General features: G+C 70.1%; 17 protein-coding genes and 1 tRNA gene. 6 read left to right on the plus strand and 12 right to left on the minus strand.

From position 1 onward, the window contains the following. The 4 genes from EQG76_RS00930 to EQG76_RS00945 all read right to left on the minus strand — a co-directional run. On the minus strand, positions 1-225 hold a 225-nt coding region (locus tag EQG76_RS00930), incomplete at its 3' end, for a glycine--tRNA ligase subunit alpha (RefSeq protein WP_159709766.1). Positions 226-312: 87 nt separating this feature from the next. After that, on the minus strand, positions 313-519 hold the full coding sequence (locus EQG76_RS00935; RefSeq protein WP_159709768.1) for a hypothetical protein: 207 nt from the start codon (positions 517-519) through the stop codon (positions 313-315). A 9-nt stretch (positions 520-528) separates the two neighbouring features. Then, complete coding sequence (locus EQG76_RS00940; RefSeq protein ID WP_159709770.1) at positions 529-1341, minus strand: S49 family peptidase; 813 nt, start codon at positions 1339-1341, stop codon at positions 529-531. After that, positions 1338-2084 (minus strand): tRNA1(Val) (adenine(37)-N6)-methyltransferase, encoded by a 747-nt coding sequence (locus EQG76_RS00945; RefSeq protein WP_159709772.1) that lies wholly within the window; start codon positions 2082-2084, stop codon positions 1338-1340. Before EQG76_RS00945 ends, EQG76_RS00940 begins: the two co-directional genes overlap by 4 nt. Before the next feature lie 242 nt (positions 2085-2326). On the opposite strand from EQG76_RS00945, the gene EQG76_RS00950 reads away from it, so the two are divergent. The 3 genes from EQG76_RS00950 (at position 2327) to EQG76_RS00960 (ending at position 4641) form a co-directional block, all read left to right on the plus strand. Next, positions 2327-3259 carry a polyprenyl synthetase family protein gene (locus tag EQG76_RS00950; RefSeq protein WP_159709795.1) on the plus strand — a complete coding sequence of 311 codons (933 nt, stop codon included), beginning with the start codon at positions 2327-2329 and terminating at the stop codon, positions 3257-3259. 57 nt (positions 3260-3316) lie between these two features. Then, a tRNA-Pro gene (locus EQG76_RS00955) sits at positions 3317-3393 on the plus strand. A gap of 129 nt (positions 3394-3522) precedes the next feature. Further along, positions 3523-4641: a ceramide glucosyltransferase gene (locus tag EQG76_RS00960; protein ID WP_159709774.1), complete on the plus strand. Its 1119-nt coding sequence runs from the start codon at positions 3523-3525 to the stop codon at positions 4639-4641. A gap of 45 nt (positions 4642-4686) precedes the next feature. Here EQG76_RS00960 and EQG76_RS00965 read toward each other — a convergent pair whose 3' ends face one another. Next, on the minus strand, positions 4687-6123 hold the full coding sequence (locus tag EQG76_RS00965; RefSeq protein WP_159709776.1) for an aldehyde dehydrogenase family protein: 1437 nt from the start codon (positions 6121-6123) through the stop codon (positions 4687-4689). A 134-nt stretch (positions 6124-6257) separates the two neighbouring features. Between EQG76_RS00965 and EQG76_RS00970 the strand changes: the two genes are divergently transcribed. Further along, positions 6258-6959, plus strand: a complete 702-nt coding sequence (locus EQG76_RS00970) for an RraA family protein (RefSeq protein ID WP_159709778.1) — start codon at positions 6258-6260, stop codon at positions 6957-6959. Between the two features lie 20 nt (positions 6960-6979). On the opposite strand, the gene EQG76_RS00975 is transcribed toward EQG76_RS00970, so the two are convergent. The 4 genes from EQG76_RS00975 to EQG76_RS00990 all read right to left on the minus strand — a co-directional run bounded on the left by EQG76_RS00975 (position 6980) and on the right by EQG76_RS00990 (position 10083). Beyond that, positions 6980-8092 carry an NADH:flavin oxidoreductase/NADH oxidase gene (locus EQG76_RS00975; RefSeq protein WP_159709780.1) on the minus strand — a complete coding sequence of 371 codons (1113 nt, stop codon included), beginning with the start codon at positions 8090-8092 and terminating at the stop codon, positions 6980-6982. A 92-nt stretch (positions 8093-8184) separates the two neighbouring features. Further along, positions 8185-9054, minus strand: coding sequence for a PhzF family phenazine biosynthesis protein (locus tag EQG76_RS00980; RefSeq protein ID WP_159709782.1), 870 nt, complete (start codon positions 9052-9054; stop codon positions 8185-8187). A gap of 29 nt (positions 9055-9083) precedes the next feature. After that, positions 9084-9389, minus strand: a complete 306-nt coding sequence (locus EQG76_RS00985) for an AzlD family protein (protein ID WP_159709784.1) — start codon at positions 9387-9389, stop codon at positions 9084-9086. Further along, positions 9373-10083, minus strand: coding sequence for an AzlC family ABC transporter permease (locus tag EQG76_RS00990; RefSeq protein ID WP_159709786.1), 711 nt, complete (start codon positions 10081-10083; stop codon positions 9373-9375). Before EQG76_RS00990 ends, EQG76_RS00985 begins: the two co-directional genes overlap by 17 nt. A 99-nt stretch (positions 10084-10182) precedes the next feature. On the opposite strand from EQG76_RS00990, the gene EQG76_RS00995 reads away from it, so the two are divergent. After that, positions 10183-11565 carry an aminotransferase-like domain-containing protein gene (locus EQG76_RS00995; protein ID WP_159709788.1) on the plus strand — a complete coding sequence of 461 codons (1383 nt, stop codon included), beginning with the start codon at positions 10183-10185 and terminating at the stop codon, positions 11563-11565. Here the strand turns inward: EQG76_RS00995 and EQG76_RS31520 are convergent. Further along, positions 11558-12535, minus strand: coding sequence for a DnaJ domain-containing protein (locus EQG76_RS31520; RefSeq protein WP_200840460.1), 978 nt, complete (start codon positions 12533-12535; stop codon positions 11558-11560). The genes EQG76_RS00995 and EQG76_RS31520 overlap by 8 nt on opposite strands. 241 nt (positions 12536-12776) lie before the next feature. Between EQG76_RS31520 and EQG76_RS01005 the strand changes: the two genes are divergently transcribed. Beyond that, the gene (locus tag EQG76_RS01005) at positions 12777-13427 is read left to right on the plus strand and encodes a TfoX/Sxy family DNA transformation protein (RefSeq protein ID WP_159709790.1); all 651 of its coding nucleotides are present in this window, start codon (positions 12777-12779) and stop codon (positions 13425-13427) included. Between the two features lie 30 nt (positions 13428-13457). On the opposite strand, the gene EQG76_RS01010 is transcribed toward EQG76_RS01005, so the two are convergent. Continuing rightward, positions 13458-14186, minus strand: a complete 729-nt coding sequence (locus EQG76_RS01010) for a hypothetical protein (protein WP_159709791.1) — start codon at positions 14184-14186, stop codon at positions 13458-13460. A 138-nt stretch (positions 14187-14324) separates the two neighbouring features. Next, positions 14325-16617: GcvT family protein (locus EQG76_RS01015; RefSeq protein WP_159709793.1), on the minus strand; the 2293-nt coding region annotated here is incomplete at its 5' end.

Genomic DNA, 16617 nt, shown 5'->3' on the forward strand with positions numbered 1-16617 from the left:
GTTGGGGTTCTCGCCATAGCGCCCGTCGGTCGGGCGCCGGGACGGCTGCACATAGGCGGCGTTCCAGCTCTGGGGACCGAGCGCCCGCAGTGTGGTCGCCGGATGGAAGGTGCCGGCACCCACCTCCATGTCGTAGGGCTGCAGGATGACGCAACCCTGATCGGCCCAGAAGCGCTGCAGGGTGAGGATGAGGTCCTGGAAGCCCGGTCGGCCCTGGTCGCGCAAAATGGTCTCCGTGGAGTGCCCATGAATCGAGGTGGCGCGGACCTTAGTGGTGCCGCCAGAGGCGGGCAAGGCGGCGCGCCGGGGGTGCTAGCGCCGGTCGCAGTCGCACCATTTGTCCTTGGGTAGGAAGGTGCCGCAGCGCGGGCAGGCGCTGAGCTCCACCGTCCGGGGGTTGCCGCGCGGCATGGCCTGGCTTCTCGCCCGCTCCTTGGCCCGCGAGCGCATCATGATCACGATCACGCCGATCACCAGGACCAGCAGCAGGAGCTTGCCGACGGAAAGCGTACCGAACATCGTCCCGCTCTACAGCCCGAACCGCGCGAACGCCAGCCGCTCCTCGGCCAGGTCCAACAGCTCGCCACCGAGCCCGGCCATGCCGAGCCGCCGCTGCAGCCAGGAGCGGCGCCGGCCATAGGCCCGCAGGCGCAGTTCGTCGCCAAAGCGCGCCCGCAGCACGGCTTCCGGCGTACCCAGCGTGTCCACCAGGCCCAGGGCCTGGGCACGTGCGCCCGACCAGACCCTGCCGCTGAAGATCTCGCTGTCGTCGCCGGTGAGCCTCCCGCCGCGCCTTGCCCGCACATGCTCGATGAATGCGTGGTGGATGTCGGCCTGGATCTCGTCCAGCAGTTCCAGGTCCTGTGGCGATTGCGGCCGGAACGGGTCGAGCAGTGCCTTGCGCTCGCCACGCGCCCGGATGCGCCGCTCGATTCCGAGCTTGGCGATGGCCTCGGTGAAGCCGAAGCCGGCCGAGATCACCCCGATCGAGCCAATCAGCGAGCAGCGGTGCGCGAACATCTCGTCGCCGGCGCAGAGCAGCCAGTAGCCGCCCGAAGCGGCCACGTCCTCGGCGAACGCCAGAACTCGCTTCTTCTTCCGCTCGGCCAGTAGCCGGATCTTCTCGCCGATCAGCGCGGACTGAACCGGCGATCCGCCCGGACTGTTCACCAAGATCGCGACGGTGTCGGTGCTCTTGTGGGCGAACGCCTGAGCCAGCATCGCCTCCACGGCGGCGAGCGTCAGCCCGTTGCGGCCGGGCATGCTGCCGATCACGCCGGACAGGCGGACCACCGGCACCACCGGCCCGCGCTTGAGCGGCCAGAACCGTCGAAACTTCATCGAGCGCTTCCACTTTCCCGATCGCCTGCGGCCCAGTCGATCGCACCCCCGTCCTCCAGGATGTGCCGGGCCGCCTGGGTCCATCTGCCATCCTGCCCATGCAGGACGAGGCCGGGCAAGAGCATGTCCGGGCTGCGATCCCCCTTGCGCGCCCGGATCAGCACCCGGGAGGCGGGCTGCTCCGCGCGGGGGTGGACCGGGAGGATCCGGATGCCGCCAGCCTTGCCGGCGAGGCTGCCGAGTGCCGGTGCCATCCGGTCGGCGCGCAGGATCACCACGACCTCCCCGCGCGAACGGCACAGCCGCAGGCAGTGGCCCAGCCAGTCGGACAGCGCCATGCCGCCGAAGCGGGCAAGGTCCCGGGCGGGCTCGTGGGCCCGGGACGAGGCAGGATGGTGAAAGGGCGGGTTGCTCAGCACCAGGTCGAAGCCCCGGTCGCGAAAGCCAGCCAAGTCCGCCGCTACCGCTGTGAAAGAGCCCTGCCGGCCGTTTAGTGCCGCATTGGCTGAGGCGGCGGCCAGCGCGGTCTCGTTCACGTCGAGGGCGGTCACCTGGAGGTCCGTGGCGCGCGCCAGCAGGCATAGGCCCACCACGCCGGTGCCGCTGCCGGCGTCGAGGACCCGCTGCGGGCCCGGCACCGGTGCTGCCGCAGCGAGCAGGACCCCGTCGATGGCCGGCCGTGGCAACTCGGGCTGGTCGATCATGGCGACCCTGCCCTGCAAGAGGCCGAACCTGGCGGTCATTGCGACCTTGCGGCGCGGGAAGCGGCAAAGTGCGGGCGGCACTCCGCCCTCAGGCACCGGTCGGTTTGCCACCGCTCGGCGGCCCATGGTAGCAACGCCGCGCCGCATCCGGCGCTGCACATCATCAGGCGGGCCACAAGCCGAGGACGACGGAGTTGAGTTTGGCGCCTCTTTCCGATGACACGACTCCGACGGTGGCGAGGACCAGCCTGGACGGCCCGCTCGCTCTGGTGGCCCCCGAGATGCAGAAGGTCAACAGCCTGATCCTCGACCGCCTGCAGAGCGAGGTGTCGCTGATCCCGGAGCTGGCGCGCCACCTCATCGCCGCGGGCGGCAAGCGGATCCGCCCGGTGCTGACCCTGCTCGCCGCCAAGCTGTGCGGCTATCAGGGTGAGCGGCATGTGGCGCTCGCGGCCTGCGTCGAGTTCATCCATACTGCCACCCTCCTGCACGACGACGTGGTCGACGAGAGCGATCTTCGGCGCGGCCGCAGCACGGCCAACGCGGTCTGGGGCAACAAGGCTCCGGTGCTGGTCGGCGACTTTCTGTTCAGCCGGGCGTTCATGATGATGGTGGACGACGGCTCCCTGCGGGTGCTGCAGATCCTCTCCCGGGCCTCGGCGGTGATCGCCGAGGGCGAGGTCGAGCAGCTCGTCACCGCCAACGACACCTCCTCTACCGAAGCCGCCTACCTGCACATGATCGCGTCCAAGACCGCGGCGCTGTTCGAGGCGGCGGCCCAGGTGGGTGCGGTGGTGGCCGAGCGCCCGGTGGCCGACGAGCGGGCGCTCGCCACCTATGGCCGCTCGGTCGGCGTCGCCTTCCAGCTGGTCGACGACGCGCTCGACTACGGTGCCGGCAAGAGCCTCGGCAAGACGGTGGGCGACGACTTCCGTGAGGGCAAGATCACCCTGCCGATCCTGCTCGCCATCGCGCGCGGCAACAGCGAGGAGCGCGCATTCTGGAAGCGTTGCATGGAGACGATGGCGCAGGAGGACCAGGACCTCGAGCACGCGATCGGCCTCCTGCACCGGTACAGCGCCATTGACGACACCATCAAGCGCGCTGAGGGCTATTGCGCTGAAGCCAAGGGGGCGCTGGCCGGCTTTCCCGACAGCCCGGCCAAGCAGGCACTACTCGATCTGGCCGACTTCGCGGTGCACCGGGCGTTCTGACCAGGAACCCACTTGCGCGGGAGCGTCCTGGCGGCTATCTCCCGCGCACCGCAGGATCGGGGCGTAGCTCAGCTTGGTAGAGCGCTTGCTTCGGGAGCAAGAGGCCGGAGGTTCAAATCCTCTCGCCCCGACCAGTCGCGGCAGACCCTCCAACATGCACTGCACACGGCTTGAGGCCCTTGTTGGCCGATATGAGCCGCACCCGTCACAGAGCCTCCACGAACACGTGCTGATTGCGGCGCAGCGAGTGGAGGACGGACTTCATGACTCTTCTCGATTGGGCCGGTGCCTTCTGCATCGCCGCGATCGTCGTCAATACGCTCAGCATCATCATGGCCGGCTGGCGCTGCCGGCCATCACGCCGACCTCCGAAGGTGGGCCTGCCGCCCGTCTCGATCGTCCGGCCGCTGTGCGGCCTGGACCATTTCAGCGCGACGACGCTGCGCTCCGGCTTCAAGCTGGATCATCCGCACTACGAATTGATCTACTGCGTAGCATCGGCGAGCGACCCGGTGCTGCCGCTGGTGCGCCGGCTGATCGCTGAGCATCCAAGAGTGCCGGCACGGGTCCTGGTCGGTGACGAGCCAGTCAGCGGCAATCCGAAGCTCAACAATTGCATGCGCGGCTGGCAGGCCGCCCGGCACGACTGGATCGTCCTAGCCGATGCCAACGTCCTGATGCCGCCGGACTATCTGCGCCGCCTGCTCACCGCCTGGCGGGCGGACACGGGCGTGGTGTCGTCCGCCCCGGTGGGAACGGAGCCGTCAGGCTTCTGGGCCGAGGTCGAATGCGCCTTTTTGAACAGTCTGCAGGCCCGCTGGCAGTATGTCGGCGAATGCCTGGGGCTGGGCTTCGCCCAGGGCAAGAGCCTTCTGTTCCGCCGCAGCCTGCTGGACCAAGCGGGCGGCCTGGCAGCACTGGGTGCGGAGCCGGCCGAAGACGCGGCGGCGACCAAGCTCGTCCGCCGCATGGGGCTGAAGGTCCATCTGGTGGACACGCCGTTCGCGCAGCCGCTGGGCCCACGCACCATGCAGGAAGTCCTCTCACGCCAGCAGCGCTGGGCGAGGCTGCGCCGCGCCACCTTCCCCTGGTTCTTCCTGCCCGAGATCTTGACCGGCCCGCTCCTGCCGCTGGCAGCCGGCTGCCATGCGGCGGGCCTCGTGGGCATCGGCCCGTGGCCAGCGGCCGCCGCCATCTTGTCGGCCTGGTATCTGCCGGAGCTGGCGCTGTGCCGGGTGACTGGCTGGCGGCATGGCTGGCGCAGCCTGCCCGCGATGCTGACCAGGGACATCGCGATGCCCTGCCTGTGGCTTTCCGGCTGGCTGGGCAGCGACTTCACCTGGCGGGGCAGCGCCATGACGGTGCGGGAAGCGCGCCCGTAGAAGGGGATGGACCCGGCCGGTGGCCCGGCCGGATCCGCCACGTGATCAGGGCAGCGTGTAGCTGGTCTTGACCGTGGTGTAGAACTCCGCGGCGTAGCGCCCCTGCTCGCGCGAGCCGTAGGAGCTGCCCTTCCGGCCGCCGAACGGCACGTGGTAGTCCACGCCCGCGGTCGGCAGGTTGACCATCACCATGCCAGCATCCGATGCCTTCTTGAAGTGGCTGGCGTGCTTCAGGCTGGTCGTGCAGATGCCGGAGCTGAGGCCGAACTCGGTGTCGTTGGCGACGTGGAGCGCCTCCTCGTAGTCCTTCACCCGGATCACGCTGACCACCGGGCCGAACACCTCCTCGCGGTTGATCCGCATGGACGGGGTGGTCTCGGTGAACAGGGCCGGCTGGAGGTAGAAGCCGGTCTTCTCCCGGTTCAGCCGCTCGCCGCCGAACACGAGCTTGCCGCCCTCCTTGCGCGCGATGTCGATATAGGAGAGGTCCTGATCGAGCTGGTTCTGGTCGACCACCGGGCCGATCTGGGTGCCCGGCTTGAGCGCATCGTCGACCACCAGCGCCTTGGTCGCCTCGACCGTGGCGGCCACGAACTTGTCGTGGATCCCTTCGGTGACGATCACCCGCGAGGACGCGGTGCAGCGCTGGCCGGTGGAATAGAAGCCGCTCTGGACCGCGCAGTTGACCGCCGTCGCGAGGTCGGCGTCGTCCAGCACCACGAGCGGGTTCTTGCCGCCCATCTCGAGCTGGAACTTGCACAGCCGTGCGGCAGCGGCCGCCGCGACGCGCTTGCCGGTCGCGACCGAGCCCGTGAAGCTGATCGCGTTCACCCGCGGGTCGTCCAGGAACACCTGGCCCACCACCGAGCCCCGGCCCATGACCAGGTTGAACACGCCTTCCGGCACGCCCGCCTCGATGATGATCTTCGCCAGCGCATGGGCCGAGCCCGGCACCAGGTCGGCGGGCTTGAACACCACCGTGTTGCCGTAGGCGAGCGCCGGCGCGATCTTCCAGGCCGGGATCGCGATCGGGAAGTTCCAGGGCGTGATCAGGCCCACCACGCCGATCGGGTCGCGGCGCATGTCGACCTCGATGCCCGGGCGCACCGAATCGACCCGCTCGCCCGTGATGCGCAGGGCCTCGCCGGCGAAGAACTTGAAGATCTGGCCGGCCCGGGCGACCTCGCCGATGCCTTCCGGCAGGGTCTTGCCCTCCTCGCGGGAGAGCAGCCGGCCGAGCTCTTCCTTGCGCGCCAGGATCGTGTTGCCGACCTTGTCGAGCAGGTCGGCGCGTTGCTGGATCGGGCTGAACTGCCAGGTCTTGAGCGCTTCCTTGGCTGCCGTGATCGCCTCCTTGGCCTGGGCGGCGTCGGCCTGGGCGTATTCACCGACCACGTCGTCCAGGTCGGATGGATTCACGTTGCGCGAAACGGACGCACCGTCGACCCAGGCGCCGGCGATGTAGTTCTGATGAACGCTCAATCTCTTCACTCCTTCGAAAGCCGGCCCGACAGAGGCCGCGCCCGAGCCTCACATGGGCAGCCCGGCATCGCTCTGCCACCCGTGCCGTGCTACCAGCCCGGCACAACTTGCGCGCAACGGGAGGCGCTTTTCGCATGAGCGGCATTGATCACGATCTGTTCCAGCACCTGGCCGGGTTCGACACGCCCACGATCTGCAACGCGCTGGAGGTGGCGCGGGGCTTCCGCTCGACTGAGGGCTACACGCTCCAGCCGCTCGTCTGCGCCTTCCCCGACCTGAAGCCGATCGTGGGCTTTGCCCGCACGGCGACGATCCGTGCCACCCGGCCGAACGAGCGCAAGGGCGAGGAGGCACGACAGCACCGGATCGGCTACTACGAATACGTCTGCTCCGAGCCGCATCCGACCATCGCCCTGATCCAGGATCTGGACGAGCACAAGGGTACCGGCGCCTTCTGGGGCGAGGTTAACACCGCCGTGCACAAGGGCCTGGGCGTGCTCGGCTGCGTGACCGACGGCTCGATCCGCGATCTCGATATGATCGCACCAGGCTTCCAGCTCCTGGCCGGCTCGGTCGGGCCGAGCCATGCCTTCGTCCACTGCGTGGAGTACGGCATCGACGTGACCGTGGCTGGCATGCAGGTCCGGCATGGCGACCTGATCCATGCCGACCGCCACGGCGCCACCGTGATCCCACTCGACCTCCTGCCGAAGCTGCCCAACGCGATCGACCTGTGCATCCGCCAGGAGCGGCCGATCCTGGAAGCCGCCCGCTCCAGCGATTTCAACATCGAGATGCTGAAGCGGGCGATGGCCGAGGCCGACGAGATCCACTGAGCCGGGTTGGGCGGCCGGGTTCAGCCGCGCTTCAGCTCGGCACCCGGCCAAAGCCTGGCGCCGGCCCGTTCGTGGCGCACATGCCACGTGGGCGCCACCCCCAGCGCATCGGCGGCATGCTGGCCCCAGCGGAGGTTATCCAGATAGGCACGGGCGATCGCGACCAGGTCGGCATGGCCCTGGGCCAGCACCTGCTCGGCCTGTTCCGGATTAACCAGCAGGCCCACCGCCTGGACCGCCGTGCTGTCGCCCACGGCCTGCTTTACCTTCGCGGCGAGCGGCACCTGGTAGCCTGAGCCGATCGGCACGCGGATGTCCGGGCGGATCGCACCGGACGAGACGGTGATGTAGTCGACCCCGATCGTGGCCAGCTCCTGGCCCAGCCGTGCTGCGTCCTCCGGCGTGAAGCCGTCCTCGTGCCAGTCGCTGCCGGTGATGCGCGCGCCCAGGATCTTGTCGCGCGGCCAGACCAGGCGCAGGGCGGATGCGATCTCCAGCACGATCCGGATGCGGTTGGCGAAGCTGCCGCCATAGGCGTCCTGGCGCTGGTTGCTGAGCGGCGAGCAGAAGCTGTGCAGGAGGTAACCATGCGCCGCGTGCAGCTCGATTGCGTCGAACTCGGCGCACAGCGCCCGGCGCGCCGCCAGCACGAACGCCTCGCGGATCCTGTGGATGCCGGCTTGGTCGAGCTCGGCCGGCGGATTGTGCTTGGAATCGAACGGTATCGGGCTGGGCGCCACCGTGGTCCAGCCGCCCTGGTCCGGGCGGAGCTGGGCCCCGCCCCGCCAGGGCACGTCCGAGCTGGCCTTGCGGCCGGCATGGGCGAGCTGGATGCCGAACCGCTGCTCGGGCGCATAGGTCCGGATGTCGCGCAGGAGCTTCGCCAGCGCCGCCTCCTGATCGCTGTTCCAGATGCCCAGGTCTGCAGGCGTGATCCGGCCCTCGGGCAGGACCGCGGAGGCTTCCATGACCAGGAGCCCGGCCCCGCCGAGCGCCAAGCTACCGACATGCTGCTGATGCCAGGGTGCGATCAGGCCGTCCCGGGAGGCATACTGGCACATTGGCGAGATGGTGATGCGATTGGGCAGGCGGATGCCGCCGACCGTGACGGGCTCGAACAGCTTGACGCTCATCTGGTCCTGGAGCTCCCTGATCATAAGCGGCCGGATGGTGCCAGGGCTTGCGGGCGTTGTCTGGTAGTGCACGGGGCCTGGTAGCGCACGGGCTACAGGAACAGCCGGCCCTCGCCTACGCGCACCGCGCGGCCCGACACCTCGGCAGCCGCGTGGCCCGCCTCGTCCAGAAACGGCTTCAGGTAGATGGTGCTGGGCCGTCCCATGGCCACGCCCTGGACGATCTCCACCTGCTGGCCGGCACAGTCCGGCTCGTCCGCGAGCAGGAGCGCTGCCATCGCCGCGGCCGAGCTGCCGGTGGCGGGATCCTCGAACACGCCTTCCTGCGGGGCGAACATGCGCACGCTGAAGCTGGCGGGACCGGTGCGGGCGAACACGGTGAGCCCGGTGGCCGGCGACGGCATCAGTCGGGCGATCGCCGCATGGTCGGGCTCCAGCCGGTCGATCCAGGCCGGGTCGTGCACCTGGAGGAAGGCGAAGGTGGTGCCGGCCGTGGCGAGGCGGACCGGGCTTGCCACTTCCGCCTCGGTCAGGCCCACCGCAGCCGCAAGGGGCTCGGCCTGGACAATGCCGGCCAGGGCCGGCGGCAGCGGTGCGCGGAGGGTCGCGAGGCCATCCTCGATCCGCACCGGCACCGGCCCTGCCGGCAGGTCCAGGATCGCCTGGCCGGCCCCTTCGCTCGTCGGCAGCAGGCCCAGCTCGGCCAGCAGCACGGTGGTGCCGATGACCGGATGGCCAGCGAAACGGATCTCGGCGCCGGGCGTGAAGATCCGAACGGAGAACAGCGCCTCCTCGCGCTCTGGCGGGAACAGGAACAGCGTCTCGGAGAGGTTGAACTCGCGCGCGATCATCTGCATGCGCCGCTCATCCAGCCCGGCCGCATCGGGCAGGACCGCAAGCTGATTGCCGGCCAGCCTCGTCTGGGTGAACACGTCCAGCAGATGGTAGCGGTAGTCGGTCATCGGGCGGTCCCCGTCGGTCGTGAGCCCATTTAAAGCGGCAGATGGTACAGGGCCAAAAAGGCCAGGAGGGAGCTGCCGAGCGCCACGATGAACTGGCCGGACCAGCGCATCACGGCAAAGCCTACCAGCGCCCCGCCCCAGCCGGCCGGGCCCGCACTCCACACGGCCGGCGCCACCAGAGCCGCGAACACGGCACCTGGCACATGGCCGAACCAGGCTTCCAGGAAGGGGCCCGGCCGGAACCGGCGGATCAGGAGGAAGCCGCCGATCCGGGTGGCATAAGTGGCAAGACCCATCAGCAGGATGGCCAGCACGCCCTCAGGCCCGGCGGACATGCAGCCAAGCTCCCAGCAAGGAGCCGGCGAGCGCGCCGGCCAGGATGTACCAGGTGCCCGGCAGCACCGCCTTGGCCGCCAAGGCCACGGCGGCCGCCACCAGCCATGGGACCAGATCGCCCCTGCCCCGCCAGAAGCCAGCCAGCAGCACGACGAAGAAGCCAGTGATCAGCCAGGCGAACAGAGCCGGGTCGACGTCTCCGGTCAGGTTGCCCATGCCGTGGCCGGCGACGCCCGCCGAGAGCCAGGCCAGCCACAGCGCCGCCCCGGCACCCATCAGGAAGGCCGCGTCGCCGTGGCCGCGCCGCCGATCCGCGACGGCGACACCCCAGGATTCATCGGTCATCAGGTAGAGCGACAGCCAGGTCCGCGCCCGTCCCACCCCCTCGAACCAAGGCGCCACCGTGGCACCCATCAGCAAATGGCGGAGATTGATCACCAGCACCGCGATCACCATGGTCGCGATCGGCAGCGGCTCCTGCCAGAGCTCCAGGGCGACCAGCTGCGAGGCGCCGGCGAAGATCAGCATGCAGCTCAGCGCCACCTCCATGAGTGACATGCCCTTCTCGGCCGCAGCCACCCCGTAGACCAGGCCGAACGCGACCGCGGCCGGCAGGATCGGCAGCACGCCCAGGACGCCGCGCTGCAGGCCGGCGGCGCTGAACAATGCAGGCGAAGTTTCGGAACCGACCATGTAGCGATACATTCCCCGCCGATCGCGCGGATCTTGATTCATTGGCGAGCCGGCATCATCGGATTGACTCGGCACGTGAGTCAATCCGATGATCGGTTCATGAGCATCCAACGCAGTGACATTGCGGACGGGGGTCGCCCCGCCTACCGAGCCATCGCCGACGCGCTGGAGCGCGCTATTGGGGTGGGCGATTTCGGCCCTGGCGAGCGCCTGCCGCCGGTGCGCGATCTGGCCAAGAAGCTGGGTGTGACGGTCGGCACGGTGAACCGCGCCTATGTGCTGGCGCAGAGCCGCGGCCTGCTGACCGGCGAGGTCGGGCGCGGCACGTTCGTGCTGGCCAGGCCCGACCGGCAGAGCCGGATCCGGATCGCCGCCCAGGATGCTGCCAACGTGTCCGATCTCGTGGTGAACCAGCCGCCCTGCGTGCTCTCCGACGAGGAAGTCTCGGCCAGCGCCGCCCAGGCGCTCGCCGCGGGCGGCGCCGACCTGCTCGGCCGCTACCCGCCGACGGCCGGTCTCGAGCGGCACCGCGCAGCGCTGGCGTGCTGGGTCAGCCGGATCGGCATGCCGGCCACGGCCGATCAGGTGCTGATCACCGCCGGGGTCCATTCCGCGATTGCCGCGACCTGCCTAGCCGCCCTGCGCCCCGGCGACACGATCCTGGTCGACCAGCTCACCTATCCGGGCGCCCGGGACCTGCTGGGCAGCCTGAAGTTCCGGCTGGAGCCGGTCGCCACCGATGGCGACGGCGCCATGCCCGACAGTCTGGCGGCGGCGGCGCGTGCCCATGGCGGGCGGGCCTTCCTCACCTGCCCCACCCTGCACAACCCGACCGCGGTCACCATGCCGGACGACCGGCGCCGCCAGATCGCCCAGGTGATCGAGCAGAACGACCTGCTCCTGATCGAGGACGACATCTACGGCCACCTGCCGGCCGCCCGCCCGGTACCGATCTCGGTGCATCTGCCCGAGCGCGCGGTGCTGGTCAGCGGCCTGTCCAAGTGCTTGGCACCCGGGTTGCGGCTCGGCTACATCGTGGCCCCGCTCGACCGAGTGGGGTCGATCACCACTGCGCTGCACGACCTGCTGGTGGCCGCCTCGCCCTTGCCGGCGGAACTGTTCAGGTACTGGCTCGACACCGGGCAGGCCGACGAGGTGCTGGGCCGGATCCGGGCCGCGATCGCGCGCCGCCGCGAGATCGCGGGCGACCTGCTTGGCATGGCGCCGCCCGACGGCAGTCCGCATCTATGGCTGCCGCTCCCGCCTGCTTGGGGTGCCGGGCGGCTGGTCGAGGAGGCGGTGCGCCAGGGCATCTACCTGCCGCGCAGCGACGTGTTCCAGGTGGGCCGCACGGCACCGTCGCCCAAGGCGATCCGGGTTGCACTCGGTTCGGTGCCGGGCGAAGCGGAACTGGCCCTGGCGCTCGGCCAGCTGCGCGCCCTGCTCGACCAGCCGCCGCCGCGCGCCGCGCCGGTCATCTGAAGCAGCAGACCAGCCGCAGCTCGACCGTCCGGCCGGGATCGGCCACCGCCTGGCCCCACTGGAATCCGGCCGAGAACCGAGCGGCGACATGGTCGGCGGGCAGGCCGGCCTGGACCAGCCGGTCCACCAGCTGGCTGATGCGCATCAGTGAGAGCTGCCAGCCGGAGAGATCGACCCCCGACGGCCCGGCCGCCTGGGCCGCGTGGCCCTGGATCAGCACCTGCCAGCGCCGCTCGGCCGGGATCTGGGCCACTGCGGCCGACAGGCCCCCGATTGCCTGGACGAGCTGCCTTGTCTCGTCGGCACCCAAATCCGCCGAACCGGGCGCGAAGGTCACGGTCGCGGCGAAGACCTGTGCCGGCGGTGCCTCGTCCCCGGCCGGTGCCGCCAGCACCAGGTCGAGATCGGCCACGCTCGCTGCCCGGTAGCGCGCCTCTGTCTCGGCGAGCTCGGCTCGGGCGCGTTCCGCCTCCAGGGTCAGCTCACCGATGCGCCGGTCGCGCTCGACGAGGTCGCCGTGCAGGACCGTTATCCAGGTGATCCCACCCACCAGCAGCACGGCCAGCAAAGCTCCCGCCAGCAGTGCCGGAACCGGCAGTTGCCGCGGCAGCCTCGCACCCAGCGGATCGGCCGGGCGGCCGCGAGGCCTGCGCTTGCGCAGCAGCCGGTCGAACGACCAGGGGCTGGCCAGGGGGTCGACCCGCGGCGACGTGGCAGGGCGCTCGGCCGGCGGCTCGTCCCTGCTGAGATCGACGCTGTCGGCGTCGTAGCGCAGCCGCCGCGAGGGGTCGCGCAGTACCTCGTAGGCGTCCAGCACCCGCTGGAACGCCGCCGGGTCGCCCCCGCCGGCATGGTCCGGATGGAGGAGCTTGGCGCGCTCGTTGAACGCCCGCCGGATCTCGTCCGCCGTCGCGGTCACCGGCAGACCTAGCGCGGCGTAATAGCCGCGCGGGTCGCCTCGGCGAATCATGGGATCTTGGGTATGGCGGTCATGCCCCAGGCGCTTGCCGATTGGCCGGCCACTCGTCAAGCTGCGGGCGTACGTGCGGGTGGATGTCCGGGAAGCGGATCGAGTGGACCAGCGCAGGCAGACGACTGCCAAGCCGACGGGAAGCGGTCGTCGGGCGAGGCAGGCCAGGCCGCGGGACTTCCAGCGCAGCCGCCTGTATCGCTGGGAAAACGAGCACGTCCTGCCGCTGGATCACCAGCCGATGCCGCTGGAGGAGTGCCGTACCCTGGTGGCAGCGGTGTTCGCCCGCCGGCTCGGCCCGGATGCCGTGCCACCGCGGGTGGAGGATGGCAGGGGCCGCCGCCATGCCGCCGGCTCGCGCGAGGTCATCAAGCTGCCCCGATGGGCCAGGACCCGCCCGGTGGTGCTGCACGAATGCGCGCATGGCCTGGCGACCGACGGCCACGGGCCGGACTTCGTCCGCGCCTATGTCGAGCTCCTCGTGGAGTTCGCGGACTTCGATCGTGCCATGCTGGAAGCCAGCCTGTCCGCAGCAGGTCTCCAGGTGACGCCAGCAGGCCAGCCCCTGCGCCAGCCAGCCCTGCGGCAGCCGCGCGTGGCGATCGGACGGAACCTCGGTGCGCGCCTGATGGCTATCGGCATCCGCAGCATGGCCCAGTTGCGGGCGATCGGCGCCGTCCAGGCCTGGATCCGGCTGAAGCGTTGCTTTGGCAATGCGATCGGTGAGGCCAGCCTCCTGTCGCTGGCCGCCATGGAGCAGGGCCGGCCGGTAGAGGAGCTGGACGGGCGCACCCGCGCGCGCATCCGGTTCGCGGCGCTGGGCCAGCTGCTGGTCGCACGGGCGCACGGCGTGTGGATGGATCGCCCGAGGCGGCCGCGCACGCCACGCTAGGTGATGAACGGGGTGGGCCGATGAACGCGGCTAGTTGATGATCGGGCCGCTCGCGGGCTCGACCGGGATCAGATGCTCGACGCCGTCCTGCAGGGTGCTGACCCGCCCGGCCTTGAGCGGTGGCCGAGCGCGTTCCACGAGGCGCCTGGGGGCGGGGACCGCGGCACGGTCGAGCTGCCGCGCGGCAGGCGAGGCCAGCCGATCGAGCTCGTCGCGCGGCCCCTCCTCGGGTCCTGACGACTTGCCCCACAATGCCGCCGTGACCAGCGAGGTGGAGACGAGCTGGTTGGTCAGCACACCCAGCGGCTCGGCAGCGAGCGCGCTTGGCGGTCGGACGCCGGACTGTCCTGCCGGACCGACCGCCGGCGCGGTCGCCGCGACCAGGGCCGCAGACGGGGCCGGGTCGATCGGCACGATCGCATCCCGGTCAGTGCCTTCCGGTTCGGGCAAGGGCCCGGACTGAGTCATGCGCGGGCTGGGCTCGACCTTCACCGGCGGATCAGCATCGCCCGCCGCGCTGTCGTTCGGCGTCACCCAGCTGCTGAACAGCTCCAGGAGCGTGCGCGGCTGCTGGGCGGGATCCGGATCGGGCGCCACGGCCGGCACCCCGTGGTCGGTCACCTTCACCGTGGACGATCCCGGCGCCACCGGCACGTCGGCGCGCAGCCGCTCCAGGCTGCCGGCACCCTGGGTCTGAGACATCATGAGCACGCCCAGGCAGCACGTCGCCAGCCCGGCGGACAGCCATTGGCGCGGCATCAGCAACCGGTCAGCGAAATCTTCAGGACGTTGCGGCAATCTGGGGCTCGGAAGCGGGGAACCTGGGTTACCAATACTTAATCCGTTTTCAAGTGGCCGCAACAGATTGTTAGCGCACTGCAACCCCATCACAGCCGCTCAGCTACGGATCCGCGTGTTGTCCGGGTCATACCAGGCATCCAGCTGCGCCTGCACCGGCACCCGCTCACAGGCGATCTCGACCTCAAGCGGATGGCTCGCCAGCCAGTTCGCATCGATCGGGTCGTCCCCCGTGACATAGCCCATGCCGAGCGACGCCTCGACCCGATGGCCGTACATGCCGGAGGTGACCGCACCCACGATCCGGTCGCCCGACCAGATCGGCTCCTCGTGGTGCAGCAGCCGACTGGGGTCTGCGAGCTTCAGCTGCACCAGCCGGCGACGCGGCCGGCCTTGCGCACGCAACCGCGCCAGCGCCAATTGGCCGATGAAGCCGCCGGGCTTGTCCCAGGCGACGCAGAAGCCGAGGCCGGCCTCCAGGGGCGTGTCGTCCACCCCGTTGTCGTGCCCCCAGTGCCGGTAGCCCTTCTCCATACGCAGCGCGTTCATCGCATGGTAGCCGGCAAGCTGCAGGCCCAGCCCCTCGCCTTCGGCCAGCAGCGTGTCGAACAGATGCGTGGCGAACTCGGCAGGGACGTAGAGCTCGTAGCCGAGTTCGCCCACATAGGTGAGCCGGGACGCTCGTACCCTGGCGAAGCCCAGTTCCAGCTCGCGCGACGTGCCGAACGGGAAGGCAGCGTTGCCCAGTTCCTCGCCGCTCAGCCGTTCCAGGAGGGCACGGCTGTTGGGCCCCATCAGCCCGAACATCGGCAGGCCCGAGGTAATGTCGACCGCATGGCAGCGCGCGTCCTCGGGCAGATGGCGCCGCAGCCAAGCGAAGTCGCGGGCCTGGGCTGCCGCCGCGGTGACCAGCATGAAGCTGGTCTCGGCCGTCCGCGTGACGGTGAGGTCGCTCTCGATCCCGCCCCGCTCGTTCAGCCACTGGGTGTAGACCACCCGGCCGACCGGCACGTTGATGTCGTTGCAGCAGATCTGGTTCAGCACTTTCGCCGCGTCGGCGCCCTGCACCAGGAACTTCGCGAACGAGCTCTGGTCGAACAGGCCCACGGTGTCGCGCACCGCCCGGCACTCCGCCCCCACCGGCTCATGCCAGTTCTGCCGGCCCCAGGAATAGCGGTAGTGCCGCTCCGCCCCCTCGGGCGCGAACCAGTTCGGCCGCTCCCAGCCCGCCACCTCGCCGAATACCGCACCCCGTGCCGCCAGCCGGTCGTGGCACGGCGAGCGCCTGGCGCCGCGCGCGGTCGCCATCTGCCGATAGGGCCAGTGCATCGCGTAGAGCAGGCCCAGCGTCTCCGTGGTGCGCTCGCGCAGATAGTGCCGTCCCGACTGGAAGGGCTGCATCCGCCGGACGTCCACGTCGATCAGATCGGCTGGCATGGCGCGGTCCCGGATCCACTCGGCCAGCACCTTGCCGGCTCCGCCCGAGCTCTGGATGCCGATCGAGTTGAAGCCGCAGGCGACGAACAGGTCGGTGACCTCCGGCGTCTCGCCCAGGAGGTAACGGTCGTCCGGCGTGAAGCTCTCCGGGCCATTGAAGAAGGTGTGGATCCCAGCGGTCTCCAGGGCAGGCAGCCGCGCCATGGCCGCCTCCAGGATCGGCTGGAAATGGTCGATGTCCTCCGGGAGCTGGTCGAAGCAGAAATCCTCGGGGATGCCGGCCATGCCCCAGGGCTTGGCCACCGGCTCGAAGCAGCCCAGCAGGATTTTGCCGGCATCCTCCTTGTAGTAAGCGCACTCGTCGGGAACGCGCAGCACCGGGAGGTCGGACGGCAGGCCGGCGATCTGCTCGGTGACGACGTAGAAATGCTCGGCCGCGTGCAGCGGCAAGGACACGCCGATCTTGCGGCCGAGTTCATGCGACCACATGCCGGCGGCAATCACGACCGTGCCGGCACGGATCTCCTGGCCGTCCGCGAGGCGCACACCCACCGCCCGGCCCCCCTCTACCAGGATCATGTCGACCGGGCAGTTCTCCACGATCCGGGCACCGCGCTGCCGGGCACCCCGGGCGAAGGCCTGGGTCACACCGACCGGGTCCGCCTGGCCGTCCTTGGGCAGGAACACGCCACCCACCGCGCCATCGAGATGGAGCAGCGGGTATCTCGCCCGGACGTCCTCGACCGCGAGCACTTCGGCGGCCAGACCGAAGTTCTTGGCCATGGAGGCGCCACGCTTCAGCTCCTCGAACCGCTCGCCGTTCAGGGCCAGCGAGATCGAGCCGTTCTGCCGGAAGCCGGTGGCCTGGCCGGTCTCGCGCTCCAGCTCGAACAGGAGGTCGGACGTGTACTTGGCGAGCTCGGTCATTACCCGGGTGGCACGGAGCTGGCCGATC

The sequence above is a fragment of the Geminicoccus flavidas genome (genome assembly GCF_009806515.1).
Classification (GTDB): domain Bacteria; phylum Pseudomonadota; class Alphaproteobacteria; order Geminicoccales; family Geminicoccaceae; genus Geminicoccus; species Geminicoccus flavidus.